General features: G+C 69.1%; 27 protein-coding genes. 14 read left to right on the top strand and 13 right to left on the bottom strand.

All coding sequences use genetic code 11. From position 1 onward, the window contains the following. From I0D00_RS19375 to I0D00_RS19360, 4 genes are all read right to left on the bottom strand, one after another. Positions 1-360: a DUF5629 family protein gene (locus I0D00_RS19375; protein WP_215730979.1), complete on the bottom strand. Its 360-nt coding sequence runs from the start codon at positions 358-360 to the stop codon at positions 1-3. Between the two features lie 32 nt (positions 361-392). Continuing rightward, positions 393-1,034 carry an oxidoreductase gene (locus I0D00_RS19370; protein ID WP_213641438.1) on the bottom strand — a complete coding sequence of 214 codons (642 nt, stop codon included), beginning with the start codon at positions 1,032-1,034 and terminating at the stop codon, positions 393-395. A gap of 32 nt (positions 1,035-1,066) precedes the next feature. Continuing rightward, positions 1,067-2,794 carry a C13 family peptidase gene (locus tag I0D00_RS19365; protein ID WP_213641437.1) on the bottom strand — a complete coding sequence of 576 codons (1,728 nt, stop codon included), beginning with the start codon at positions 2,792-2,794 and terminating at the stop codon, positions 1,067-1,069. A 126-nt stretch (positions 2,795-2,920) separates the two neighbouring features. Beyond that, entirely contained in the window at positions 2,921-3,376 is a 456-nt protein-coding gene (locus I0D00_RS19360) for a MaoC family dehydratase (protein ID WP_213641436.1), read from the bottom strand. 241 nt (positions 3,377-3,617) lie between these two features. Between I0D00_RS19360 and I0D00_RS19355 the strand changes: the two genes are divergently transcribed. The 3 genes from I0D00_RS19355 to I0D00_RS19345 are packed head-to-tail and all read left to right on the top strand — an operon-like array spanning position 3,618 to position 5,294. Then, positions 3,618-3,980 (top strand): CidA/LrgA family protein, encoded by a 363-nt coding sequence (locus I0D00_RS19355; RefSeq protein ID WP_213641435.1) that lies wholly within the window; start codon positions 3,618-3,620, stop codon positions 3,978-3,980. A 2-nt stretch (positions 3,981-3,982) separates the two neighbouring features. Then, on the top strand, positions 3,983-4,693 hold the full coding sequence (locus tag I0D00_RS19350) for an LrgB family protein (RefSeq protein WP_213641838.1): 711 nt from the start codon (positions 3,983-3,985) through the stop codon (positions 4,691-4,693). A 10-nt stretch (positions 4,694-4,703) separates the two neighbouring features. Beyond that, positions 4,704-5,294, top strand: a complete 591-nt coding sequence (locus I0D00_RS19345) for an LON peptidase substrate-binding domain-containing protein (protein ID WP_213641434.1) — start codon at positions 4,704-4,706, stop codon at positions 5,292-5,294. 9 nt (positions 5,295-5,303) lie between these two features. Here I0D00_RS19345 and I0D00_RS19340 read toward each other — a convergent pair whose 3' ends face one another. From I0D00_RS19340 to I0D00_RS19330, 3 genes are all read right to left on the bottom strand, one after another. After that, a complete protein-coding gene (locus tag I0D00_RS19340) occupies positions 5,304-6,620 on the bottom strand; it encodes a bifunctional DedA family/phosphatase PAP2 family protein (protein WP_213641433.1) in 1,317 nt (438 codons plus the stop codon). After that, positions 6,617-7,333, bottom strand: coding sequence for a DNA-3-methyladenine glycosylase (locus tag I0D00_RS19335; protein WP_213641432.1), 717 nt, complete (start codon positions 7,331-7,333; stop codon positions 6,617-6,619). Before I0D00_RS19335 ends, I0D00_RS19340 begins: the two co-directional genes overlap by 4 nt. Positions 7,334-7,434: 101 nt before the next feature. Beyond that, on the bottom strand, positions 7,435-7,707 hold the full coding sequence (locus I0D00_RS19330; protein ID WP_213641431.1) for a hypothetical protein: 273 nt from the start codon (positions 7,705-7,707) through the stop codon (positions 7,435-7,437). Between the two features lie 242 nt (positions 7,708-7,949). Here I0D00_RS19330 and I0D00_RS19325 point away from each other — a divergent pair, with 242 nt between their 5' ends. From I0D00_RS19325 to lipB, 11 genes are all read left to right on the top strand, one after another. Continuing rightward, positions 7,950-9,218, top strand: a complete 1,269-nt coding sequence (locus I0D00_RS19325) for a glutamate-5-semialdehyde dehydrogenase (protein ID WP_213641430.1) — start codon at positions 7,950-7,952, stop codon at positions 9,216-9,218. Next, positions 9,211-9,855, top strand: a complete 645-nt coding sequence (gene nadD / locus I0D00_RS19320; RefSeq protein ID WP_213641429.1) for a nicotinate-nucleotide adenylyltransferase — start codon at positions 9,211-9,213, stop codon at positions 9,853-9,855. Before I0D00_RS19325 ends, nadD begins: the two co-directional genes overlap by 8 nt. Before the next feature lie 37 nt (positions 9,856-9,892). Further along, a complete protein-coding gene (rsfS, locus tag I0D00_RS19315) occupies positions 9,893-10,252 on the top strand; it encodes a ribosome silencing factor (protein WP_213641837.1) in 360 nt (119 codons plus the stop codon). A 12-nt stretch (positions 10,253-10,264) separates the two neighbouring features. Beyond that, positions 10,265-10,732 carry a 23S rRNA (pseudouridine(1915)-N(3))-methyltransferase RlmH gene (rlmH, locus tag I0D00_RS19310; protein ID WP_213641428.1) on the top strand — a complete coding sequence of 156 codons (468 nt, stop codon included), beginning with the start codon at positions 10,265-10,267 and terminating at the stop codon, positions 10,730-10,732. A 13-nt stretch (positions 10,733-10,745) separates the two neighbouring features. Then, positions 10,746-12,635, top strand: a complete 1,890-nt coding sequence (mrdA, locus tag I0D00_RS19305; RefSeq protein WP_213641427.1) for a penicillin-binding protein 2 — start codon at positions 10,746-10,748, stop codon at positions 12,633-12,635. A 38-nt stretch (positions 12,636-12,673) separates the two neighbouring features. Beyond that, the gene (gene rodA, locus I0D00_RS19300; RefSeq protein ID WP_213641836.1) at positions 12,674-13,777 is read left to right on the top strand and encodes a rod shape-determining protein RodA; all 1,104 of its coding nucleotides are present in this window, start codon (positions 12,674-12,676) and stop codon (positions 13,775-13,777) included. A 17-nt stretch (positions 13,778-13,794) separates the two neighbouring features. Beyond that, positions 13,795-14,805, top strand: a complete 1,011-nt coding sequence (gene mltB / locus I0D00_RS19295) for a lytic murein transglycosylase B (RefSeq protein WP_213641426.1) — start codon at positions 13,795-13,797, stop codon at positions 14,803-14,805. Then, positions 14,805-15,809: a septal ring lytic transglycosylase RlpA family protein gene (locus tag I0D00_RS19290; RefSeq protein WP_213641425.1), complete on the top strand. Its 1,005-nt coding sequence runs from the start codon at positions 14,805-14,807 to the stop codon at positions 15,807-15,809. The genes mltB and I0D00_RS19290 overlap by 1 nt, the downstream gene beginning before the upstream one ends. A 118-nt stretch (positions 15,810-15,927) precedes the next feature. Continuing rightward, a complete protein-coding gene (locus I0D00_RS19285) occupies positions 15,928-17,088 on the top strand; it encodes a D-alanyl-D-alanine carboxypeptidase family protein (RefSeq protein WP_213641424.1) in 1,161 nt (386 codons plus the stop codon). A 67-nt stretch (positions 17,089-17,155) separates the two neighbouring features. Further along, the gene (locus I0D00_RS19280; protein ID WP_213641423.1) at positions 17,156-17,434 is read left to right on the top strand and encodes a DUF493 domain-containing protein; all 279 of its coding nucleotides are present in this window, start codon (positions 17,156-17,158) and stop codon (positions 17,432-17,434) included. Further along, positions 17,434-18,057, top strand: coding sequence for a lipoyl(octanoyl) transferase LipB (gene lipB, locus I0D00_RS19275; RefSeq protein ID WP_213641422.1), 624 nt, complete (start codon positions 17,434-17,436; stop codon positions 18,055-18,057). The genes I0D00_RS19280 and lipB overlap by 1 nt, the downstream gene beginning before the upstream one ends. Before the next feature lie 85 nt (positions 18,058-18,142). Here the strand turns inward: lipB and lipA are convergent, their stop codons facing one another. From lipA to leuS, 6 genes are all read right to left on the bottom strand, one after another. Continuing rightward, complete coding sequence (gene lipA / locus I0D00_RS19270) at positions 18,143-19,195, bottom strand: lipoyl synthase (protein ID WP_213641421.1); 1,053 nt, start codon at positions 19,193-19,195, stop codon at positions 18,143-18,145. A 129-nt stretch (positions 19,196-19,324) separates the two neighbouring features. Next, positions 19,325-20,605 carry a lytic murein transglycosylase gene (locus I0D00_RS19265; RefSeq protein WP_213641420.1) on the bottom strand — a complete coding sequence of 427 codons (1,281 nt, stop codon included), beginning with the start codon at positions 20,603-20,605 and terminating at the stop codon, positions 19,325-19,327. Positions 20,606-20,677: 72 nt separating this feature from the next. Further along, positions 20,678-20,836: an alternative ribosome rescue factor ArfA gene (gene arfA / locus I0D00_RS19260; protein ID WP_213641419.1), complete on the bottom strand. Its 159-nt coding sequence runs from the start codon at positions 20,834-20,836 to the stop codon at positions 20,678-20,680. Between the two features lie 66 nt (positions 20,837-20,902). Next, positions 20,903-21,949, bottom strand: a complete 1,047-nt coding sequence (holA, locus tag I0D00_RS19255) for a DNA polymerase III subunit delta (protein WP_213641418.1) — start codon at positions 21,947-21,949, stop codon at positions 20,903-20,905. A gap of 43 nt (positions 21,950-21,992) precedes the next feature. Beyond that, complete coding sequence (locus tag I0D00_RS19250) at positions 21,993-22,601, bottom strand: LPS-assembly lipoprotein LptE (RefSeq protein ID WP_213641417.1); 609 nt, start codon at positions 22,599-22,601, stop codon at positions 21,993-21,995. 57 nt (positions 22,602-22,658) lie between these two features. Beyond that, the gene (gene leuS, locus I0D00_RS19245) at positions 22,659-25,265 is read right to left on the bottom strand and encodes a leucine--tRNA ligase (protein ID WP_213641416.1); all 2,607 of its coding nucleotides are present in this window, start codon (positions 25,263-25,265) and stop codon (positions 22,659-22,661) included. Positions 25,266-25,285: the final 20 nt, after the last annotated feature.

Here is a 25,285-nt window from a genome sequence, read left to right as displayed (position 1 = left end):
TCAGGCGTCGTCACCGCTCGGCGCGTCGTCGTCATCCTGCGCATTGTCGGCGCTGATTGCCGCGAAGCACTTGATCAGGTGGCGTTGCTCGCCCTCGCTCAGGCGCCAGCAGTCGCCCTCGGGGTCGAAACGCGCGGCGAGCACCGCCGCCAGGGAAAACTGCCAGTGGCGGCGGGTGCTGCCGTCGAGGCCGTCGGCCTTGAGCAGGGGCTTCTGCTGGCTGTCGGCGTCGGCTGAGCCGGCGCTGACCTGGGCCAGCAGTTCGTTGTCCAGGCTGAACTGCCAGGCATACAGGCCGTCGATCTCGAGCATGTCGGCGGCCTGCAGGGCATCGATCAGGCTGTTGTGGGGGATACTCATGGCGGGACTCGTCTTCAGCTCGGGGGAGGGGATCAGCGGCCGAGGCGGCGCAGGCGGTCGGATTCGATGACGCGCACGCCGCGATCCTCCTCCAGGGCCAGGCGCCAGAGGGCGCGGGCCAGGACGGTGGCCTCGATGCCGCCGTACTTGCCCGGCAGCCAGCGCAGCAGCGGCGCGGCCAGGCGCTCGCCGAGGCGGAAGTCGCGGCGCGGACCGAGCAGCAGGGACGGCCGCACCAGGGTCAGTTGCGGCCAGTCCTGGGCCTGCAGGGCCTCTTCCATTTCACCCTTGATGCGGTTGTAGAACACCGCGGACCGGGCGTTGGCCCCCAGGGCGCTGACCACCAGCAGGTGGCGCGCGCCGAGTTCGCGGGCGCGCCGGGCGAAGGCCAGCACCAGGTCGAGGTCGATGGCGCGAAAGGCCTCCTGGGAGCCGGCTTGCTTGATGGTGCTGCCCAGGCAGCAGAAGGCGGTGTCGATCGGCCCGCTCAGTTGCGGCAGCAGCTCGAGCAGTTCGCCGACCGGGTTTTCCAAGTGCGGGTGTTCGGCCAGCGGTCTGCGGCTCGGCGCCAGCACGCGCTCGACCGTGGGTTCGCTGAGCAGGCGGTCCAGCAGGTGCTCGCCGGTCAATCCGCTGGCGCCGGCGAGAAGGATGCGCTGGGGCGTCAAATACATAGATGTCGAATCTCCGCAGGTTAATGCTCAGCTTAGTGGTTGCTGGTCGATTTGTCGGTGGGGGCGGCGCTCAGGGCCTGCTCGTCCTGCTGCCGGCGCCACTCGCGCCAGTGCGCGAGGACGGCCTCGGGTGCCCAGATCTGCGGTTCGGACGGCTCGAAGCCGTCGGCCGCCTCGCGCTCGGCGACGTGTGCCTTGGCCAGCTCGAAGGCGCGCTGCAGGTCATAGGTCTGCTGCAGGGCCTCGGCGAACAGCGCCCGGCCGAAGTAGGTGAAGTCGTTCTCCTCCGAGCAGCCGAAGGACACCCGGTCGGCGCGGGCGGCGGCCATCACCAGGGTCTTGTCGTCCTGCAGCCTGGGGATGAAACCGCCGGCATAGCAGGCGGAGATCACCAGCACCTTGTGCCGCTCGCGCAGCGGCCGCAGCAGGGCGGCCAGCTCGTCGGCGGGCAGGTCGGCCAGCTGCAGCCGCGGCTGGTCGAGGTTCAGCTCGTGCTGGGGCGAGCCGTGGCTGGTCAGGTAGATGAAGACGATGTCTTCCGCTCCGCTGCGCTCGGCCAGGGCCTGCACCGCGCGGCGCAGGCTCTCGCGGGTGGCCAGCGGGCGGTCGGCCAGGTGGTCGCGGTGATTGGCCAGGGTCAGGCTGCCGCGGGCGGCGAAGCGTTCGCCGAGCAGGCGGGCGACGTAGTCGGCCTCGCGCAGGAACACGCTCTGCTTGCCGTCGCCGGCCAGGGTCAGGGCGTAGAGCTCGATTCGTGGCGTCGAGGCGGGCAGCGCGGCGATGGCCTCGGCGAGCAGGCGGCCCTGCTCCAGCAGGCCGAGTTCCAGCGGGTCGGGCAACGGCTGGCCCTGCGCGTCGCGCACCCGCCGGCCGCGCAGCCAGGTGCCGGCCTGGGCACTGCCATCGGCACCGGTCAGGGTGCCGTCGCCGGTATATTCGCCAAGGGCGAACTGGCCCTCGTAGACGCTGCCGTCCGCCCGGCGCAGGCGGCCCTGGCCGTGGTAGCTCCAGTTGCGGAACTGGCCGCGGTAGTGCTCGCCGTCGCTGCCCTGGAAGCGGCCGTCGCCGGTCAGCGCGCCCTCGACGAAGCGTCCGCTCCAGACGTCGCCGGCGGCGCCCTGGTAGCGGCCCTCGCCGTGGAACTGGCCGGCGCGGAACCCGCCGCTGTAGCGGTCGCCGTCGGCGCCCTGGAAGCTGCCCTGGCCCTGCAGCTGGCCGCGGACGAATTCGCCGCTGTAGCTGTTGCCGTAGGCGTCGCGGCGCACCCCCTGGCCGTGGGGCTGTCCCCGGCGGAACTGGCCCTGGTGGCTGCTGCCGTCGGCCCATTCGAGGTGGCCCTCGCCGTCGAACTGACCGCGCTTGAACTCGCCGCGATAGACCTGGCCGGCCAGCTCGAGGGTGCCTTCGCCGGCGAAGCGGCCCTCGCTGAAGCCGCCCTGGTAGCGGCTGCCGTCGGCCTGACGCAGCGTGCCCTGGCCATGGAAGGCGCCGAAGCGGAAGTCGCCCTGGTAGTGCTCGCCCTGGGCGCCGTGCCATTCACCGGCGCCGTGCTGCTGGCCGTCCCGGAAGTGGCCGACGAAGCGGCTGCCGTTGCGGTAGTCGAGGCGCCCGGGGCCCTGCAGCAGGCCGTCGACCACCGCGCCCCGGTAGCGGCCGCCGTCGGGCAGTATGGCGTCCGGCGGCAGCAGGGGCTGCGCATCGCCGCAGGCGGCGAGCAGCAGGGCGAGGCTGAGAGGGGCCAGGTCGGCGAGGCGGCGCATCACGAGCATCCAGTTCTAAGCGTTGCCGGCAGTATGCCGCAAAGTACGGGGCGCGCGGTGCTGTGGTGCACAGCTGGGCGCCAAGGCGGGGCGTTCGAACCCCGGCCCGGACGCCCCGCGCAGGGCTCAGACGAAGCAGAGGGTCAGCGGTTCGGCGATATAGGCCGGCTTGTCCTGGCCCTCGATCTCCAGCACGGCGCGGGCCTTGAGCAGCCACTGGCCGGGGTTCTTCTCGTGGGCCTCGACCAGGGTCACCGCCAGGCGCACCCGGGCGCCGACCTTGACCGGCTGGATGAAGCGCACGCTGTCGAGGCCGTAGTTGACGGCCATCTTCAGCCCCTCGGGCATGATCATCAGGCCTTCCATCAGCTTGGGGATCAGCGACAGGGAGAGGAAACCGTGGGCGATGGTGCCGCCGAAGGGGGTCAGCTTGGCCTTCTCCGGGTCGACGTGGATGAACTGGTGATCGCCGGTGCACTCGGCGAACTGATTGATGCGCTGCTGGTCGATGGTCAACCAGTCTGAGCGGCCGAGTTCCTTGCCGACATGGTCTTTGAGTTGTGCGACGGGTACTGACGACATACTTCCTCCTTGATGGGACAGGCGCGTTGTTCTGGCGAATCGAAACGCGCGTACCAAGATCATCACGGCGCGGGTGCCGGGTCAAGCCTGCCGCTCGGCTGAATGGCGGGGTATAGCCGAGGGCGTGTCGTCCCTATAATGGCAGCGGTTCGTCGTGGCGCCGATGGCGCCCGGCCTTGTGTTTTGCCCTCGCGGCAGCACCGCTGCGGTGTCTGTCGCGTCCCGGTTCGGAGATGCCCCCATGCTGTTACGCGGTCTGTCCTGGCTGGTGCTGTGCCAGCTGCTCGGCACCGCCCTGAACGTCCTGCTGGTGCCGATACTGCCGGGGCCGATCATCGGCATGTTGCTGTTGTTCGGTTTCCTGCTGCTGCGCGGCGAGGTCGGCGAACCGGTGCGGCTGGCCGCCGGTAGCCTGCTCAAGTACCTGCCGTTGCTGCTGGTGCCGCCGGCCGTGGGGGTGATGGCCTATGCCGAGGCGATAGTCGCCGACTTCTGGGCGGTGGTCGGCGCCCTGGCGTTGTCCGTGGTGCTGTCGGTGGTGTTCGCCGGCTGGCTGATGCAGAGGCTGATCGAGCGCCAGCAGCGCCGCCGGGAGGAGGCATGACCCTGGACTGGTACGGTGCCTGGCAGGCGGTGACCCATCACCCGTTGTTCGGTGCCGGGGTGACCCTGGGGGCCTATCAAGTGGCCATGGCGGCCTACGAAAGGAGCCGCTGGATTGTCCTGCAGCCGGTGCTGGTGTCGATGCTGCTGGTCATCGGCGTGCTCCTGCTGTGCGGCCTGAGCTTCGCCGAGTACCGGCTCAGCGCCGAGGCCGTGAGCCTGTTTCTCGGCCCGGCCACCGTGGCCCTGGCGGTGCCGCTGTATCTCAACCTGCGGCGTATCCGCCAGCTGTTCTGGCCGACCGTGCTGACCCTGCTGGTCGCCGGCGTGCTGGCGACGCTGCTCGGGGTCGCCCTGGCCTGGTTGTTCGGCGCCGAGCGGATCATCCTGATGAGTATCGCGCCGAAGTCGGTGACCTCGCCGATCGCCATGCTGGTGGCCGACCAGATCGGCGGCATCGCCGCCCTGGCGGCGGTGTTCGTGATGATCACCGGGGTGCTGGGGGCCATTCTCGGCCCCACGCTGTTGCGCCTGAGCGGCGTGCGCCATCCCGCCGCGCAGGGCATGGCCCTGGGCATGACCGCCCATGCCGTGGGCACGGCGCAGGCGATGCAGGCGAGCGAGGAGAGCGGTGCCTTCGCGGCCCTGGCCATGAGCCTGATGGGCATGCTGACGGCGGTATTGTTACCCTTGGTGCTTGTGGCGCTGGCCTGAGGAGAGCCCGATGACGCTACCCCTGTTCCCGTTGAATACCGTGTTGTTCCCCGGTTGTCTGCTCGACCTGCAGATCTTCGAGGCGCGCTATCTGGACATGATCAGCCGCTGCATGAAGCGCGGCGAAGGCTTCGGCGTGGTCTGCATCGTCGAGGGCGAGGAGGTCGGCACGGCCGCCAGCCAGTTCGCCGCGATCGGCTGCGAGGCGCTGATCCGCGATTTCCAGCAGCGCCCCAATGGCCTGCTGGGCATCCGGGTGGAAGGCGGTCGGCGCTTTCGGGTGCAGCGCGCCCAGGTGCTGCCGGACCAGCTGACCCTGGCCGAGGTCGAGTGGCTGGATGACGACCCGCAGCGGCCCTTGCTCGCCGAGCATGCCGATCTGGCGGCGCTGCTCAGTGCCCTGGCCGAGCATCCGCTGGTCGAGGGGCTGGGCATGGGTGGCGCGGTCGGCGATCAGGCTGCCCTGGCCAACCAGCTGGCCTACCTGCTGCCGCTGGACGCCGAGCAGAAGCTGCAGCTGCTCGCCCTCGACGAGCCCCTGGCCCGTCTGCAGTTGCTACAGACGGCGCTGGCCAAGCTGCAGGGCGAGCTGGGCGCCTGAGCGCTGGGTTCAGTAGCGGTACAGCAGCAGGCCCTCCGACAGCTGCCAGGTGGCGACGCTGCCGAGCAGCGCCAGGCAGCCGGGCAGCACCAGCCACCAGACCTTCGCCGGCAGCGCCGCCAAGGGCGTGCGCCATTCCGTCAGGCCCAGGGCCAGGCCGCAGATGCCGGCGGCCAGCAGGGCGCCGGCGATGATGTCGCTCGGCCAATGCACGCCCAGGTAGACCCGCGACAAGGCGATCGCCACCGCCGGCAGGCTGGCCAGCAGCAGCCAGGCCAGGCGCAGGCGCGGCGGCTGGCCGCGGCCGGCGAGAATGCCGAGCAGCAGGAAGAAGGCGAAGGCCGCCGAGCTGTGGCCGCTGGGAAAGCTGAAACTGCTCAGGGGCTCCAGCAGCACCTCGGGGCGTTGGCGGGCGAACAGCTGCTTGAGTGCGGCATTGGCCAGCGCCGTGGCGAGCAGGGCGGCGCCGGCGAGCAGGGCCGGGCGCCATTGCCGGGCCAGCAGCAGCAGCAGGCAGAGCAGCAGGGCGGCGGCCAGTTGGGTGGCAAAATCGCCGAGGCGGGTGACCAGCACCATCGGCTCGTCGAGGCTGGCGCTGCGCTGCTCCTGCAGCAGGGCCAGCAGGCCCTGGTCGAGCTGGCTCAGGTGCGGCCAGCCGAGCACCAGGCCGAGCAGCAGCGCCAGGCTCAGGCCGGCGGCCAGCAGGCTGCTGCGGCGGTAACCCTGCAGGCTGCAGTGGGCGCTGAGCACCAGCAGCAGCCCCAGCCCGCCGGCGAGTAGCAGGGCCTGGGGCCAGAAGCCCGGCGGCAGCGGCAGGCGCAGCGCGGCGCCGGTGGCCCAGCCCGGCAGCAGGTAGGCCACCGCCCAGCCGGCCGCCGCGACCAGGCTCACCGGGATAAAGCGGCCCAGGGGCATGTTCACCATGCCGGCGATCATCGGCAGCATCGGCCGCAGCGGGCCGATGAAGCGGCCGACCAGCAGGCTGGCGACGCCGTAGCGCTGGAAGTAGCCTTCCGCCCCGGCCAGCCACTGCGGGTGCTGGCGCAGTCCCGGCAGACGGCGGATGTCCTGGTGGAAGTAGCGCCCCGTGGCATAGGACAGGGCGTCGCCGAGCAGTCCGCCGCAATAGGCCAGGGCCAGGGTCTGCCACAGGCCCAGGGCGCCGTTGCCGGCCAGCACGGCGACGGCGAACAGCAGCACGGTGCCCGGCACTATGATCCCGGCGATCGCCAGGCACTCGAGGCAGGCGATCAGGAACAGCGCCAGGGCCAGCCACTGCGGGTTGGCCGCGAGCCAGGCGGTCAGGCTGTCGAGCCAGGGACTCATGTCGGCTCCCGGCTGCCATGGAGCAGGGCATAGTCGCGGCCTTCGACCTGGCCGCGGCGCAGCGGGTTGCGGGTGCAGAAGCGGGCGAAGGCGGCGTCGACGAAACGGTAGGGCAGGTGTTCGTCGCGGCCGGCGGGAATGCCCAGGCGGGTGGTCTGGATGATCCGCCCGGGGCGCTCGCCGACGTCCTCGACGAACAGGCGCAGCGGGTCGAAGCGCTGCGCATCCCAGTCCGTCACCTTCAGCCCCAGCGCCCGGCACAGCAGGGTCTGGCCGGCGCACAGGCGTTCGGCCGGGCGAGGCCGGCCCTGGGCGTCCGGGTTGTTGGCCTGCATCCGCGCCAGGCTGGCGGCGGCCGAATGGCGGTCCAGCCAGGGCCGGGCGGACTTGATCAGCACGGCGTTGCCCGGCCCCTGGGCGCTGAAATTCAGCGAATCGCCGCCGCGTGCGTAGTACATATAGATGTGCCCGCCGTCGGCGAACAGCGCGCGGCGCTTGTGAGTGTAGCCGAGCGAGGCGTGGCTGCCCTTCTCCGCGCAGTAGTAGGCCTCGGTCTCGATGATCTGCGCGCTCAGCCAGAGTGCGCCGACGCGGTGGCGGATCACCTTGCCGAGCAGCTCGCGGGCCAGGGTCTGCGCATCGCGGTCGAAGAAGGCGTCGCCCAGGGGGCGGGCGTCGGGCCAGGGCAGGTCGGGGAGGCAGTGGTCGGGCATGGCGTATCGGCAGGTCGACGGGAAACGAATGCCCGACATGATAATGACTAAGGCCGCCGCGTGGCATGGCGAATGCGCGGCCGCGGGCGGTTGCGCGCGACTCAGGTCACGGCGCGCAACTGCACCTCTTCGACCGAGTCGGCGCGCTCGAGCAAGGGCTCGCCGGTCAGTTCGCTGATCAGCCTGAGGTGCTGGTCCAGCCCCCGGCTCACCGACTCCATCCGGGCGATCATCCGCGAGCCGGCGCCGCGTACGCCGGGGTCGTTGCTGCGCAGCAGGTCGAACGACAGCGAGGTCATCGCCGCGGTCATGTGGGTGAGGCTGCGCGAAGTGAGGGTGAGGAGCTCGATGAGCTGCTGTTCCTTGCGGGTCATGTCGGTCTTCCTTGGCCGGTATGCAGACGGGAGTGCTGCTGCGCGAGGCGGGTGCAGGCACGTGGCGAGATGCTATCACGGCTGCGCCGGTGCGTCGCCAGTGCCTGCGCCTGGGGGCGCCGCGCTGGCCCCATGAGGGGCGGTGAGGGGCGCTCCGTCCGCCATCTGCCCGGCGCCGCTGTGCGCGGGCCCGCGGCGCCGCTATAATCAGCCGCTTTCCCTACTGCCAGGCTCCCGAGATCATGACAGAGTCCGTGCTCGACTATATGACCCGTCTGGGCCGCGCGGCCCGCGAAGCCTCGCGGGTAGTCGCCCGTGCCAGCACCGCACAGAAGAACCGCGCCCTGCTGGCGGCCGCCGAGGCGCTGGACGGCGCCCGCGGCGAACTGGCCGCGGCCAACGAAAAGGACCTCGCCGCCGGCCGCGCCAATGGCCTGGATGCGGCGCTGCTCGATCGCCTGGCGCTGACCCCGGCGCGTATCGACGGCATGATTGAGGGCCTGCGGCAGATCGCCGGCCTGGCCGACCCGGTCGGCGCGATCCGCGACATGAGCTACCGTCCGTCCGGTATCCAGGTCGGCAAGATGCGCGTGCCCCTGGGGGTGATCGGCATCATCTACGAGTCGCGGCCCAATGTGACCATCGACGCCGCCAGCCTGTGCCTGAAGTCCGGCAACGCCACCATCCTGCGCGGCGGCTCCGAGGCCATCCACTCCAACCGCGCCATCGCCACCTGTATCCAGCGCGGCCTGGCCGCCGCCGAGCTGCCGGCCGCCGCCGTGCAGGTGGTGGAGACCACCGACCGCGCCGCGGTCGGTGCGCTGATCAGCATGCCGGAGTTCGTTGACGTGATAGTGCCGCGCGGCGGCAAGGGCCTGATCGAGCGCGTCAGCCGCGATGCCAAGGTGCCGGTGATCAAGCACCTGGACGGCATCTGCCATGTCTATGTCGATGCCCAGGCCGACCTGGCCAAGGCGCAGCAGATTGCCTTCAACGCCAAGACCTACCGCTACGGCATCTGCGGCGCCATGGAGACCCTGCTGGTGGATCAGGCGGTGGCGGCGGACTTCCTGCCCGGCATGGCGCAAATGTTCGCCGACAAGGGCGTCGAGTTGCGCGGCTGCGAACGCACCCGCGGGCTGATCGAGGCCAAGGCGGCGAGCGAGGAAGACTGGGGCACCGAGTACCTGGCGGCGATCCTGGCGATCCGCGTGGTCGACGGCCTGGATGCGGCCATCGAGCACATCAACCGCTATGGCTCGCACCACACCGACAGCATCGTCACCGAGCACCAGGGCCACGCCCGGCGCTTCCTCGCCGAGGTCGACTCCAGCTCGGTGATGCTCAACACGCCGACCTGCTTCGCCGACGGCTTCGAGTACGGCCTGGGGGCGGAGATCGGCATCTCCACCGACAAGCTGCACGCCCGCGGTCCGGTCGGTCTGGAAGGCCTGACCTGCGAGAAGTATGTGGTGATCGGAGACGGTCAACTGCGCGGGCAGAATGCCTAAACGCATCGGCATCTTCGGCGGCACCTTCGACCCGGTGCATATCGGCCATCTGCGCAGTGCCCTGGAAGTGGCGCAGTTCATGGCCCTCGACGAGTTGCGCCTGGTGCCCAGCGCGCGGCCGCCGCATCGCGATGCGCCGCAGGTGACGGCCGAGGACCGCCTGGCCATGGTGCGGCTGGCGGTGGCGGAGCTGGCGCCGCTGTGCGTCGACGATCGCGAGCTCAGGCGCGACAAGCCGTCCTACAGCATCGACACCCTGGAGTCGTTGCGTGCCGAGCTGGCGGTGGACGACCAGCTGTTCCTGCTGCTGGGCTGGGACGCCTTCTGCGGCCTGCCGAGCTGGCACCGCTGGACGGAGCTGCTGGAGCACTGCCATATCCTGGTGCTGCAGCGGCCGGACGCCGACAGCGAGCCGCCGGAGGCGCTGCGCAACCTGATGGCGGCACGCAGCCGCAACGACCCCCTGGCCCTGGACGGGCCGGGCGGACAGATTTCCTTTATCTGGCAGACCCCCCTGGCGGTGTCGGCCACGCAGATCCGCGGCCTGCTGGCCAGCGGCCAGTCGGTGCGCTACCTGGTGCCCGACGCGGTACTGACTTATATCCACGCGCACGGGCTGTACCGTGCGGCGAACTGAACACGAGGCAGATGAGTTACCTATGAGCACCCAAGCAATGCGCAGCGAAGAGCTGGTCAAACTGGCGATCGCCGCCCTGGAAGACATCAAGGCGCAGGACATCACCACCATCGATGTGCGCGACAAGACCAGCATCACCGATTACATGGTGATCGCCAGCGGTACCTCCAGCCGCCACGTCAAGTCGCTGGTCGACAACGTCCTGGAGAAGGTCAAGGAGCAGGGCGTGCGCCCGCTCGGCAGCGAAGGCCTGGACAGCGGCGAGTGGGCCCTGCTCGACCTGGGCGACATCGTCGTCCACGTGATGCTGCCGACCGCCCGCCAGTTCTACGACCTCGAGCGCCTGTGGCAGGGCGCCGAGCAGAGCCGCGCGCAGCACGGCACGGACCACGAATAGGGGCCGCCCAGGGTGCGCATCAAGTTGATCGCCGTCGGCTCGCGCATGCCGCGCTGGGTCGAGGACGGCTGGCAGGAATACGCCAAGCGCATGCCTGCCGAGCTGGCCCTGGAGCTGGTGGAGATTCCCCTGACCACCCGCGGCAAGAATGCCGACGTGGCGCGGATGATCCGCCAGGAGGGCGAGGCCATGCTGGCCAAGGTGCAGCCCGGGGAACGCATCGTCACCCTGGAAGTCGAAGGACGGCCGTGGAGCACCGAGCAGCTGGCCGTCGAGCTGGACAAGTGGCGCCTGGACGCGCGCACCGTCAACCTCATGGTCGGCGGCCCGGAAGGCCTGGCGCCCGAGGTGCAGGCGCGCAGCGAGCAGCGCTGGTCGCTGTCGCCGCTGACCCTGCCGCATCCGCTGGTGCGCATCCTCATCGGCGAGCAGATCTACCGTGCCTGGACCGTGCTGTCCGGCCACCCCTACCACAAGTAACCAGCAGTCGCCGATGCCGCAGCCGATCCGCCTCAAGGACCACGAAAAAGACGCGCGCCTGATCCGTGCGCGGGCGCTGGTCGGCGCCCTGGTGGTGCTGCTGCTCACCGCGGTGCTGGTCGCCCGCCTGTATTACCTGCAGGTGGTGCAGTACGAGTACCACTCGACCCTGTCGGAAAACAACCGGGTGCACGTGCAACCCATCCCGCCCAACCGCGGGCTGATCTTCGACCGCAACGGGGTGATCATCGCCGACAACCGGCCGAGCTTCAGCCTGACCCTGACCCGCGAGCGCGCCGGCGACTGGGAGCGGGTGCTGGATGTGATCGTCGAGGTGCTGGAGCTGGATCAGGACGAGCGGGCGCTGTTCGAGAAGCGCGTGCGCCAGGGGCGGCGGCCGTTCGAGCCGGTGCCGGTGCTGTTCGAGCTGTCCGAGGAGCAGATCGCCCGCATCGCCATCAACCAGTTCCGCCTGCCCGGGGTCGAGGTGGTCGCCCGCCTGGTGCGCCACTACCCGCTGGGCGAGCACTTCGCCCATTCGGTCGGCTATGTCGGGCGGATCAACGAGAAGGAACTCAAGGAGCTCGACCCGGTGGCGTACAGCGGCACCCACCATATCGGCAAGACCGGCATCGAGCGCTTCTACGAGGAGCAGCTGCACGGCGAGGTCGGCTACGAGGAGGTCGAGACCAATGCCCGCGGCCGCGTGCTGCGGGTGCTCAAGCGCACCGACCCGTTGCCCGGCAAGGACATCGTGCTGACCCTCGACGCGCGCCTGCAGCAGGCCGCCGAGGAGGCCCTGGGCGGCCGCCGCGGCGCCATAGTGGCGATCCAGCCAGCCACCGGCGAGGTCCTGGCCATGGTCAGCCAGCCCAGCTTCGACCCCAATCCCTTCGTCACCGGCATCGGCTTCAAGGCCTATGCCGACCTGCGCGATTCCATCGACCGGCCGCTGTACAACCGGGTGTTGCGCGGCCTCTACCCGCCGGGCTCGACCATCAAGCCGATGATGGCGGTGGCCGGTCTCGACGCCGGTGTGGTGACGCCCACGTCGCGGGTATTCGATCCGGGCTTCTACCAGTTGCCCGGGCATAGCCACAAATACCGCAACTGGAACCGCAGCGGCGATGGCTGGGTGAGCATGGAGCTGGCCATCGCCCGCTCCAACGACACCTATTTCTACGACCTGGCGCACAAGATGGGCATCGATCGCATGCACGACTACATGACCCGCTTCGGCCTGGGCCAGCGCGTGGCGCTGGACATGTTCGAGGAGACCGCCGGGCTGATGCCCTCGCGGGACTGGAAGCGCGCGCGCTACCGCCAGCCCTGGTACCCGGGCGAGACCCTGATCCTCGGCATCGGCCAGGGCTACATGCAGACCACGCCGCTGCAGCTGGCCCAGGCCGTGACCCTGATGGCCAACCGCGGCAAGTGGATTCGTCCGCACCTGGCCAAGAGCATCGAGGGGCGTCGGCCGGTCGACGACGAGCCGGTGCCGGACATCGTGCTGCGCGACTCCAAGGCCTGGGACCACGCCAACTTCGGCATGGAACAGGTGATGCACGGCCCGCGCGGCACCGCCAAGAAGGTCGGCGACAGCGCGGCCTACCGCATCGCCGGCAAGAGCGGCACGGCCCAGGTGGTGGCGATCAAGCAGGGTGAGAAGTACGACCGCAACAAGGTGCAGGAGCGCCACCGCGACCACGCCCTGTTCGTCGCCTTCGCCCCGGTGCAGAACCCGCAGATCGCCGTGGCGGTGATGGTGGAGAACGGCGAGTCCGGCTCCGGGGTCGCGGCGCCCGTGGTCAAGCAGGTGATGGATGCCTGGCTGCTCGACGACAACGGCCAGCTCAAGGCCGAGTATGCGCCGCCGCTCGGCGCGCAGGTGGGCGCGCGATGAACAGCAGCTTCGACCGCACCCTGTCCAGCGAGGACGTGCTGCGCCGCCGGGCCAGCCTGCTGCAGCGCCTGCACATCGACGGCATCCTGCTGCTGCTGTTGCTGACCCTGGCGGCCGGCAGCCTGTTCATTCTCTACTCGGCCAGCGGCAAGAACCTCGACCTGCTGACCAAGCAGGCCACCTCCTTCGGCATCGGCCTGGTCGGCATGTTCGTCATCGCCCAGTTCGAGCCGCGCTTCATGGCGCGCTGGGTGCCGCTGGCCTATGTCGGCGGGGTCGGCCTGCTGGTGGCGGTGGATGTCATGGGCCACAACGCCATGGGCGCGACGCGCTGGATCAACATCCCCGGGGTGATCCGCTTCCAGCCCTCGGAATTCATGAAGATCATCATGCCGGCGACCATCGCCTGGTACCTGTCCACCCGCAGCCTGCCGCCGAGTCTCAAGCACATCGCCATCAGCCTGGCGCTGATCGGCGTGCCCTTCGTGCTGATCCTGCTGCAGCCGGACCTGGGCACCTCGCTGCTGGTGATCGCCTCGGGCGCCTTCGTGCTGTTCATGGCCGGCCTGCAGTGGCGCTGGATCATCGGCGCGGCGGCGGCAGTGGTGCCGATCGCCGTGGGCATGTGGTTCTTCGTGTTGCGCGAGTACCAGAAGCAGCGGGTGCTGACCTTCCTCAACCCGGAGAGCGATCCGCTGGGCAGCGGCTGGAACATCATCCAGTCGAAGGCGGCCATCGGCTCGGGCGGGGTGCTGGGCAAGGGCTGGCTGCTCGGCACCCAGTCGCACCTGGACTTTTTGCCGGAAAGCCATACGGACTTTATCATTGCCGTGCTCGCCGAGGAGTTCGGCCTGGTCGGGGTCTGCCTGCTGTTGCTGCTCTATGTGCTGTTGATCGCCCGCGGCCTGGTGATTACCGTGCAAGCGCAGACGCTGTTCGGTAAGCTCCTCGCCGGGGCCTTGACCATGACCTTCTTCGTCTACGTATTCGTCAATATCGGCATGGTCAGCGGCCTGCTGCCGGTGGTGGGGGTGCCGCTGCCGTTCATCAGCTACGGCGGCACCTCGCTGATCACGCTGCTATCGGGATTTGGGATTTTGATGTCGATCCACACCCACCGTAAGTGGATCGCTCAGGTTTGATTGGGGGCAGTATTTCAATGCACAAATTGCGCGGCTGGGCTGCACGGCAGGCCCCCTGGCTAGGATTGGCCGGGGTTTTCGCACTCGCTCAGCCGGCGCTCGCCGGCGCCTACGCGGACTCGCCGCAGGTGGCCGAGTTCGTCGCCGAGATGACCCGCGACTATGGCTTCGCCGGCGAACAGCTGCACCAGCTGTTCGCCCAGGTCGAGCGCAAGCAGGCGATCATCGACGCCATCTCGCGGCCGGCGGAGAAGGTCAAGCCCTGGAGCGCCTACCGGCCGATCTTCATCACCGAGGCCCGCATCGCCCGCGGCGTGGCGTTCTGGAAGCAGCACCAGGCGACCCTGGCGCGCGCCGAGCAGGAATACGGCGTGCCGGCCCAGGTGATAGTCGCGATCATCGGCGTGGAGACCTTCTACGGCGGCAACACCGGCGGCTACCGGGTGGCCGATGCGCTGTCGACCCTGGCCTTCGACTACCCGCCGCGGGCGCCTTTCTTCCGCAAGGAGCTGCGCGAGTTCCTCATGCTGGCGCGCGAGGAGCAGATCGACCCGCTCGCCGTCACCGGCTCCTACGCCGGCGCCATGGGCCTGCCGCAGTTCATGCCGAGCAGCTTCCGCGCCTACGCGGTGGACTTCGACGGCGACGGCAAGGTCAATATCTGGAGCAACCCGGTGGACGCCATCGGCAGCGTCGCCAGCTATTTCAAGCGCCACGGCTGGCAGCCCGGCGAGCCGGTGGCCAGTCCCGCCCGGGTCGAGGGCGAGCAGGCCGAGCAGGGCCTCAGCCCGGGGCTCGATCCGGTGCATAACGTCGGCGAGCTGCGCGCGCTCGGCTGGTCCGGCGCCGATGGCCTGAGCGACGATCTGGCGGTCACCGCCTTCCGCCTGGACGGCGCCGAAGGCCCCGAGTACTGGCTGGGCCTGCCGAACTTCTTCGTCATCACCCGCTACAACCGCAGCGTCATGTACGCCATGGCGGTGAACCAGCTGGCCGAACTGCTGGTCGATGCGCGAGGGGCGCAGTGATGCCGGTGCTGCCATTGCGGATGGCCGTCTGCGGCGCCCTGGCGCTGCTGCTGGCGAGCTGCTCGAGCACCCGCGCGCCGCAGCCGGTGGCGCCGGTGAAGGCCGGCGGGGCGATTTCCGGCCCCGGCGACTACAGCCGCCCGCACAAGGACGGCGCGCCCTGGTGGGACGTCGACGTCTCGCGCATCCAGGACGCCGTGCCTATGCCCCACTACGGCCCGGTCAAGGCCAGCCCCTACACGGTGTTCGGCAAGCAGTACTACCCGATCAGCGACGCCCGCCGCTACCAGGCGGTCGGCACGGCCTCCTGGTATGGCACCAAGTTCCACGGCCAGGCCACCGCCAACGGCGAGGCCTACGACCTGTACGGCATGACCGCCGCGCACAAGACCCTGCCGCTGCCCAGCTACGTGCGCGTCACCAACCTGGACAACCAGCGCAGCGTGATCCTGCGGGTCAACGACCGCGGCCCCTTCTATTCCGACCGCATCATCGACCTGTCCTTCGCCGCGGCGAAGAAGCTCGGCTATGCCGAGAGCGGCACCGCGCGGGTCAAGGTCGAGGGCATCGATCCCCACGAGTGGTGGGCCCGGCAGGGCCGGCCGGTGCCGCTGGTGCTCGCCGCGCCGCAGCAGGCGGCCAAGGTGCAGACGGTCGCCCAGCCCGTGGCGCAACCGCTCGAGCAGTATTCGCCGCCGCCGCAGCAGCACGCCGCCGCCGTGCTGCCGGTGCAGATCGACGCAAAAAAAAACGCTTCAGTCGCAGCCTCTGGCCTGTATCTCCAGGTCGCAGCCTTCGCCAATCCGGACGCTGCGGAGCTGCTCAAGGCCAAGCTGAGCGATACCGTGGCTGCCCCGGTGTTCATCAGCTCGGTGGTGCACAACCAGCAGATCTTGCACCGCGTGCGCCTGGGGCCGATCGCCAGCCGGGGCGAGGCTGAACAACTGCAGGACAGCGTGCGCCTGGCCAATCTCGGCCAGCCGCGGCTGGTCAAGGCGGATTGATGCGGCACTAATCGGCCGAGTACCTGACTAAGCACTGAGCCGCCGCCGGCATGCCGCTGGCGGCGTCGACAATCGGCCCTCGCGGGCCTGTTCCACCCCTAGCCACCTCGAGAGACGGATGAATACCACCAGCTTTGCCCAACGCGTTTTCTTGTCACTCCTGCTGCTCACCGCGCCGGCCGCCTGGGCCAGCCAGATGGTGATTCCGGCGCCGCCGCAGCTGGCGGCCAAGTCCTATGTGCTGATGGATGCCGCCAGCGGCAACGTGCTGATCGAGCAGAATGCCGACGAGCGCCTGCCGCCGGCCAGCCTGACCAAGCTGATGACCGCCTACCTGGCGACCCTGGACATCAATCGCGGCCAGATCAAGGGCAGCGACCTGGTGCGCATCAGCGAGAAGGCCTGGCGCATGGGCGGCTCGAAGATGTTCATCGAGGTCGGCAACGAGGTCGCGGTCGACGACCTGTTGCGCGGCATCATCATCCAGTCCGGCAACGACGCCAGCGTGGCCATCGCCGAGCACATCGCCGGCAGCGAAGAGGCCTTCGCCGACATGATGAACGCCACCGCCGAGCGTCTGGGCATGGACAACAGCCAGTTCCGCAACGCCACCGGCTGGCCGGACCCTGAGCACTATTCCTCGGCCAAGGACATGGCCAGGCTGGCCCGGGCGATCATCTACGAGGACCCCCAGCACTACGCGCTCTACGCGCAGAAGGAGTTCCTCTGGAACGGCATCAAGCAGCCCAACCGCAACCTGCTGCTGTGGCGCGACAAGACCGTCGACGGCCTGAAGACCGGCCACACCGAGGAGGCCGGCTACTGCCTGGTGTCGTCCGCGGTGCGTGACGGCATGCGCCTGATCTCGGTGGTGTTCGGCACCAGCAGCGAGCAGGCCCGCGCCGCCGAGACGCAGAAGCTGCTGACCTATGGCTTCCGCTTCTTCGAGACCCGCACCTTCTACCAGAAGGGCGCCGAACTGGCCCAGGCCCAGGTGTGGAAGGGTACCGCTCGTCAGCTCAAGGCCGGTCTGGCGAACGACCTGACCCTGACCCTGCCCAAGGGCCAGCTGGACAAGCTGCAGGCCGGCATGACCCTCGACCCGCAGCTGATCGCGCCGATCCAGCAGGGCCAGGTGATCGGCAAGGTCGAGGTCAAGCTGGGCGAGGAGGTGGTGCACAGCGCCGACCTGGTGGCCCTGGAGTCCGTCGAGGAGGGTGGCCTGTTCCGGCGTCTGTGGGATAGCATTCGTCTGTTCTTCTACGGACTGTTCAACTGATTTCAGCCAAGGACGCCCCGGTACCCGGGGCGTCCTGCTTTGGACGGGCCACAAGCCCGCTGATCCTATGACCGATACCGACGTACAAGCCCCGAAAATCGAGTTCCCCTGCGAGCGCTATCCGATCAAGGTGATCGGCGAGGCCGGCGAGGGTTTCGCCGACCTGGTGGTGGAAGTGGTGCAGCGCCACGCCCCCGACCTCGATGCGAGCACCATGGTGCTGCGCGACAGCCGCAACGGCCGCTTTCTCTCCGTGCAGCTGCTGATCACCGCCACCAGCGTCGACCAGTTGCAGGCCATCCATGTCGACCTGCGCGCCACCGGCCGCGTGCACATGGTGCTCTAGTGCCCGAACTCGTCGTGCGCCATCTCGGTGTGGTGGACTACCTGCCGACCCTGGAAGCGATGCGCCGGCTGACGGCCGAGCGCGACGAGCACACGCCCGACGAAATCTGGCTGCTGCAGCATCCCCGGGTGTTCACCCAGGGCCAGGCCGGCAAGCCCGAGCACCTGCTGGCGCCCGGCGACATTCCGGTGATCCAGGTGGAGCGCGGCGGCCAGGTCACCTACCACGGCCCGGGCCAACTGGTGGCCTATCTGTTGCTGGATCTGCGCCGCCTGAGCCTGGGGGTGCGCGAGCTGGTGACGGCGATGGAGCAGAGCCTGGTGGATGTGCTGGCCGGCTACGGCATAGAGGCCGCCGCCAAGGCCGATGCCCCCGGCGTCTACGTCGACGGCGCGAAGATCGCCTCGTTGGGGCTGCGAGTCAGCCGCGGCTGCTCGTTCCACGGCCTGGCGCTGAACGTGGATATGGACATGGCGCCCTTCTGGCGAATCAACCCCTGCGGCTATGCGGGGCTGAAGATGGTGCAGCTGAGGGATCTGCTCGACGCGCCGCCCGCGTTCGACGAGGTGACGCAGCGCCTCGAGACGGCGTTGCGCCGGCGCCTGGGTTACGCCTCGGTCTAGGACGCGCGGGCAGGATGGCGTTGCCGTCACCCTAGGTGGCCCGCGCGGCGGATGAACACCGCGCCATCGGCCCTGGGTGACGAGCCTAGTTCAGGTTGAGCGCCGGAATGAGGCTCGAGTCGGTTTCCTGGCCCGGTACCGGCACCGGTGCGGCCAGACCCAGGTTGTTCTTCTCGAATACCTTGTCGGCCCGGTAGCTGGAGCGTACCAGCGGACCGGCGGCCACTTCCATGAAGCCCTTTTCCAGGCCGATCTCGCGGAACCGGTTGAATTCTTCCGGGCTGACCCAGCGCTTGACCGGCAGGTGATTGCGGGTGGGCTGCAGGTACTGGCCGAGGGTGAGGATGTCCACGCCGATGGCGCGCAGGTCGTCCATGGTCGCGAGGACCTCCTCGTCGGTTTCCCCCAGGCCCAGCATCAGGCTGGTCTTGGTCAGCACGTCCGGGCGGTGGCGCTTGGCATGCGCCAGCACCTGCAGGGTCTTCTCGTAGCCGGCACGCGGGTCGCGCACCACATGGGTCAGGCGCTTGACCGTTTCGACGTTCTGCGCGAACACCTCGAGGCCGGAGTCCACCACCCGCTCGATGGACGGCAGGTCGCCGTCGAAGTCGGGGGTCAGGGCTTCCACCACCACCTGCGGCGTATTCTCCTTGATGGCCCGCACGCAGGCGGCGTAGTGAGCGGCGCCGCCATCGTCCAGGTCGTCGCGATCCACCGAGGTCAGCACGATATAGCGCAGCGCCATCAGCTCGACCGACTTGGCGGTGTTCTGCGGTTCTTCCAGGTCCAGCCAGCCATTCGGGTTGCCGGTATCCACCGCGCAGAAGCGGCAGGCGCGGGTGCACACCGAGCCCATCAGCATGATGGTGGCGGTGCCGTTGGACCAGCACTCGCCCATGTTCGGGCAGTGGGACTCCTGGCAGACGGTGCTCAGGCGGTGCTCGCCGACATTGCGCTTGACCGCTTCGAAGCGGCTGCCGCCAGGCGCCTTGACCCGCAGCCACTTGGGCTTGGGCTCGAATACCTGGGGTTCGGCCGAGGCGCGGCGCTTCTGGCCATCCTTGATCGCGGTGATGCCCTGGACGGTGCGGAATTTGTCGCCGCTGGCAACGGGTTTTGGCGAGGACGTGTCTGACATCGGGAATCTGGACTCCGGTAGAGGCTCCATTGGCGAGAGGCTTGTGGCCGCCGCGCAGTCTATCACAGAAGGTGTTTTGCCAAGCCGGCGGCCGCCGGCCGGCCGAGCCGGGCGCGGCCTCGGGCCGCGTCAGCGCTTGCGCAGCTGCTGCAGCAGTTCGTAGCTGGGGTAGCCGTCGGCCGGCTGGCCCTGGCGCTGCTGGAAGGCGCGCACGGCCTTGCGCGTGTTGGCGCCGATGATGCCGTCGGCCGGGCCCGGCTCGAAGCCGTTCTGCGCCAGCAGCGCCTGCAGTTCGACGCGCTCGCTGCGCCCCAGCTGGCGGTCGCTGCGAGGCCAGGGAGCCTGCACGCCCGGACGGCCGTCGAGGGCGTCCGAGAGCAGGCCGATGGCCAGGGCATAGGCGGTGGAGTTGTTGTACTTGAGGATGCTGCGGAAGTTGTTGAGCAACAGGAACGCGGGGCCCCGGTGCCCGGCCGGCAGGAACAGGCTGGCCATGTTGTCGTCCCGGGCGTCTATCGGGTTGACCGGCTCGATACCGAGGGCGCGCCATTGCGCCAGGCTGTGGCGCACCTCGGGGTCGGCCAGGGCGTAGTCGAAAGACCGCGGCAGGCTCACCTCGAAGCCCCAGGGCTGGCCGTTGTCCCAGCCCGAGTTGTGCAGGTAGTTGGCGGCGGAGGCCAGGGCGTCGGGCGTCGACTGCCACAGGTCGCGGCGGCCGTCGCCATCGAAGTCCACCGCGTACTGGTTGAAGGTGGTGGGCATGAACTGGGTCTGCCCCATGGCTCCGGCCCAGGAGCCGATCAGCTTCTGTGTCGTGCTGTCGCCGTTCTGCAGGATCTGCAGCGCTGCCAGCAGTTGGCTGCGCCAGAACACCTGGCGACGCCCTTCGAAAGCCAGCGTCGCCAGCGAGCGGATCACATTGTTGTTGCCGATATTGCTGCCGAAGTTGCTTTCCATGCCCCAGATGGCGATCAGCACCTCATGGTCGACCGCGTAGGCGCTGCGAATGGCCTTGAGAGTGGGGCGGTGCTGGGCCTTGAGCAGGCGCCCCTGGGCCACGCGGGGGGTGGAGACGGCGCCGTCGATATAGTCCCAGATCGGCCGGCTGAATTCGGGCTGGCTGCTGTCGGCGGCGATGACCTTGGGGTCGAGGGTGACCCCGGCGAAGGCCCGGTCGAACAGCTCGGCATCGATGCCGGCGGCGATGGCGTCGCTGCGCAGCAGGCTGCGCCACTCGTCGAAGCTCAGCAGCGGGGTGGCGACTGTCACCGTCGGGCTGATGCTGGAGGTGACTGCCACTGCCGGGGACGTCACCAGGGGTTGCGCGGGGGCTTCGGCGCAGGCGGTCAGCAGCAGGAGCAGGCAGGCCGTGGCGGTATGAGTCAGGCCACGAAGGAGCAGGTAGGGCATGGTGGTCTCGGGGCGTTTTGCAGGCCGTTACCTTAGCATGAATGGGGCGCTATGCGGGCTGTGGCGGGGCTTTCAGGCGGCCGCAGGCGACGAAGCCGCCCTGGCTGTCTGGGAGGCTTCGCGGCGGTAGCTGCCTTTGCCCTTGCGCGGTTTTTCCTGGCGACAGCGAAACAGCTGCAGGACGATCAGCGATCTGGCCCGGTTCGGGCCGTGGGGCTGGTGCTTGCTCATGGATTGCCCTCGTGCAGCGCCCGCCCGGTTGCGGGCCGGGCGATGATGGCGCCAGGGGCGTTCGGCTCAGCGGCCCGGGTCGGCGGCGAGGCCCAGGCGCTGGCCGCAGAGGGCGAGGGTCAGCAGGCTCAGGCCGTTCCAGGGATCGCCTGCGGCCTGGCCCTTGATCTGCGCATCGATGCGCTGTGCGTCCTGCAGCAGCTGGCCCCAGCGTGCGGCCGAGTGGCGCTGCAGGGCCTTGCCGACCAGTGGGCGGCGCTTGTCCCAGACCGGCGGACGGGCCGCGCTGAAGGCCTTGTCCAGGGGCATGCCCTGGGCGTACTGCTGGGCGATGGTGGCGAGCAGGCGCAGTTCGCGGGCCAGGGCCCAGAGGATCACCGGCGGTTCGACACCTTCGCCGCGCAGCCCCTCGAGCATGCGCAGGGCGTGGGCCGCCTCGCCGTTGAGGGCGGCGTCGATCAGGCCGAACACGTCGTAGCGGGCGCTGTCGGCCACGGCGGCGAGCACGGTGTCGGCGTCGACCTGGCCGCCCGCGGCGAGCAGCTTGAGCTTCTCGATTTCCTGGGCGGCGGCCAGCAGGTTGCCCTCCACCCGCGCGGCGATCATCTCGACCGCCTCCTGGCTGGCACTGAGGCCGGCCTGGGCCAGGCGCTGGCGAATCCACTGCGGCAGCTGCGCGGCATCGACCGGCCAGATCTGCAGGAACTGGGTCTGGGGGCCGTCGATCAGCGCCTTGGCCCACTTGGTTTTCTGCGTGCTGCCGTCGAGTTTCGGCAGGCTGATCAGCAGCAGGGTGTCTTCGGCCGGGCGGGCCAGGTATTCGAGCAGGGCGGCCGCGCCCTTGTCGCCGGGCTTGCCGTTGGGGATGCGCAGCTCCAGCAGGCGTTTCTCGGCGAACAGCGACAGGCTGGCCCCGGCCTGCAGCAGCTGGCCCCAGTCGAAGTTGTTCTCGGCGTTGAACACCTGGCGCTCGCCGAAACCTTGCTGGCGGGTCGCGGCGCGGATGGCGTCGCAGGCCTCCTGGCAGAGCAGGGCTTCATCGCCACTGACCACGTAGACCGGGGCCAGGTTGCCCTGGAGGTGCTTGCTGAGCTGTGCGGGGTTGAGCTTCATCGGCAGGGGCGGGCAGGGCCAGGGACTGGCCCCGCCGGGCACATCAGGGGTAGGACGGCAGCGATACGGGGGACTGCTGCGGCTGGGCGGCCTGGCGCTGGCGCGCGGCCTCCAGCGCCTCGGCTTCGGCCTTGGCCTTGGCTTCGGCGGTCTGCTGCAGCTGGTCGAGCTGGGCCGGGCTGATCTGCTGCAGGCGCTGCACCAGTTGCTGTATCAGGTCGCGGCGCATCTCGTCGCGCAGCTGGCCGGCTTCCTGGGACGAGCCGATCAGGTTGTTGCCGTCCTGCACGTAGAAGCTCTGCACCTCCAGGCGGTTGCTCAGCAGCAGCAGGTTGCGCGCGCCGCGGATCTCGTAGTCGAGGGCGGTGGTCAGCTCGTACTCGGAGGTGCGTGCGGCGCTGGTGTAGCTGGCGGCGCGCTGGCTCTCGCGTTCGTCGCTCAGCACCAGCTTATAGGGCGCGCCGGGGTAGACCCGCACCGCGTTGCTCTCGAGGACCTGGCGCAGCTGCTTGAGGGTATCGCCGTAGGCGTTGCGCGCGCTGACGTCGAGCTGCTTGAGGGCGAACTGCACGTCGCCGGTGCCGCGCAGCTGGAAGCCGCAGGCGCCGAGCAGCAGGGCCAGACCTATTACCAACAGATTCCGTTTCATCATCTTCTATCCCCTTGTCGAGCATGCCGGCGCGCCGCGTGGCGGGCGCGCCGAGCCTTATCAGTTGGCGACTATGTTGACCAGCTTGCCGGGCACCACGATGACCTTGCGAATGCTCAGGCCCTCGGTGAAGCGCAGCACGTTCTCGTTGTGCCGGGCCGCCGCCTCGATCTCCTCGCGGCTGGCGCTGGCCGGCACCTCGATCTGGCCGCGCAGCTTGCCGTTGACCTGGACCACCAGGGTCAGGCTGTCCTGCACCAGGGCCGACTCGTCCAGCTTGGGCCAGTGGGCGTCGATGACCGCCTCGGCATGGCCGAGGCGCTGCCACAGTTCATGGCTGATGTGCGGGGTGATCGGCGCCAGCAGCAGGGCCACGGTCTCCAGGCCTTCCTGGAGCAGGGCGCGATCCCCGGCACTGGCCTGGGGCGCCTTCTCCAGCACGTTCATCAGGGTCATCACCTGGGCGATGGCGGTGTTGAACTTGTGGTGCTGGCCGATATCGACGCTGGCCTGCTTGATGGCCAGGTGGATGGCGCGGCGGATTTCCTTCTGCCCCTCGCTCAGGGCGTTCTGCTCCGCGGCTGCCGGCAGGCCCTGGGCGACGTGGGCCTGGGCCAGGCGCCAGACGCGGCGCAGGAAGCGGCTGGCACCCTCGACGCCGGAGTCGGACCACTCCAGGCTCATGTCCGGCGGCGAGGCGAACATCATGAACAGGCGGCAGGTGTCGGCGCCGTAGGCATCGATCATGGCCTGGGGGTCGACGCCGTTGTTCTTCGACTTGGACATCTTCTCGGTGCCGCCGATCTCCACCGGCAGGCCGTCGCCGGCCAGCTTGGCGGCGATGACCTTGCCCTTGGCGTCGCGCTCGACTATCACGTCGGCCGGGTTGAACCAGTCCTTGCCGCCGTTCTCGGCGACGCGGTAGTAGGTGTCGGCCACCACCATGCCCTGGGTCAGCAGGTTCTTGAACGGCTCGTTGGAGCTCAGCAGGCCTTCGTCGCGCATCAGCTTGTGGAAGAAGCGCGCGTACAGCAGGTGCAGGATGGCGTGCTCGATGCCGCCGATGTACTGGTCCACCGGCAGCCAGTGGTTGGCCGCGGCCGGGTCGACCATGCCGCCGCTGTACTGCGGCGAGGCGTAGCGGGCGAAGTACCAGGAGCTTTCCACGAAGGTGTCCATGGTGTCGGTTTCGCGCTTGGCCGGCGCACCGCACTTCGGGCAGCTGCACTGGTAGAACTCGGGCATCCTGGCCAGCGGGCTGCCGGCGCCGTCCGGCACCACGTCCTCGGGCAGCACCACCGGCAGCTGGTCTTCCGGCACCGGCACGTCGCCACAGCTGTCGCAGTGGATGATCGGGATCGGACAGCCCCAGTAGCGCTGGCGGCTGATGCCCCAGTCGCGCAGGCGGAACTGGGTGCGCGCCTGGCCGAGGGATTTCTTCAGCAGGGCCACCTCGATGGCGTCGAAGGCACCCTCGAAGTCCAGGCCGTCGAACTCGCCGGAGTTGATCAGCTGGCCGTGCTCGGCGTAGGCGTCCTGCCAGGGCGCCGGGGTCTGGTCGCCGGCGCTGGTGCGGATCACCGGCTGCACCGGCAGCTGGTACTTGTGGGCGAACTCGAAGTCGCGCTCGTCGTGGGCCGGCACGGCCATGACCGCGCCGTCGCCGTAGTGGATCAGCACGTAGTTGGCGACCCACACCGGCAGCTTCTCGCCGGTCAGCGGGTGGAGGACGAACAGCCCGGTGGGCAGGCCCTTCTTCTCCTGGGTGGCGATGTCCGCCTCGGCCACGCCGCCGCGCTTGCATTCCTCGATGAAGGCCTGCAGTTCGGCATTGTCCTTGGCCGCCAGGCTGGCCAGGTGATGCTCGGCGGCCACCGCCACGTAGGTGGCGCCCAGCAGGGTGTCGGGGCGGGTGGTGAAGACCTTCAGCGCGCCGCTCTCGCCGATGCTGTCGACGTCGAAGGGGAAGCTGACCTCCATGCCGCGGGACTTGCCGATCCAGTTGCGCTGCATGGTCTTGACCTGCTCCGGCCAGCCATCCAGTTCGTCCAGACTGCTCAAGAGTTCATCCGCGTAGGCGGTGATCTTGAAGTAGTACATGGGGATCTCGCGCTTCTCGATCGGCGCGCCGCTGCGCCAGCCGCGGCCGTCGATGACCTGCTCGTTGGCCAGCACGGTCTGGTCCACCGGGTCCCAGTTGACGGTGCCGTTCTTGCGGTAGATCACGCCCTTCTCGAACAGGCGGGTGAACAGCCACTGCTCCCAGCGGTAGTAGTCCGGCTTGCAGGTGGTGACTTCGCGGGACCAGTCGATGGCCAGGCCCAGGCTTTTCAGCTGGGTCTTCATGTAGTCGATGTTCTCGTAGGTCCACTTGGCCGGCGCGACCTTGTTCTTCATCGCGGCGTTTTCCGCCGGCATGCCGAAGGCATCCCAGCCCATCGGCTGCAGCACGTTCTTGCCCTGCATGCGCTGGTAGCGGGCGATCACGTCACCGATGGTGTAGTTGCGCACGTGCCCCATGTGCAGCTTGCCGCTGGGGTAGGGGAACATCGACAGGCAGTAGAAGGTGTCCTTGCCCGGTTGTTCACTCACTACAAAGGATTTCTGCGCGTCCCAGTGGGACTGCGCGGCGGCTTCGATTTCGCGTGGCTGATACTGTTCGTGCATGGCTACTGGCGCTGGGGAAT

This window comes from Pseudomonas lalucatii (assembly GCF_018398425.1).
In the GTDB taxonomy this organism is placed as follows: domain Bacteria; phylum Pseudomonadota; class Gammaproteobacteria; order Pseudomonadales; family Pseudomonadaceae; genus Aquipseudomonas; species Aquipseudomonas lalucatii.
The sequence above is the reverse complement of the archived record's forward strand: the minus strand, read 5'-3'. Positions and strand labels throughout refer to the sequence as shown.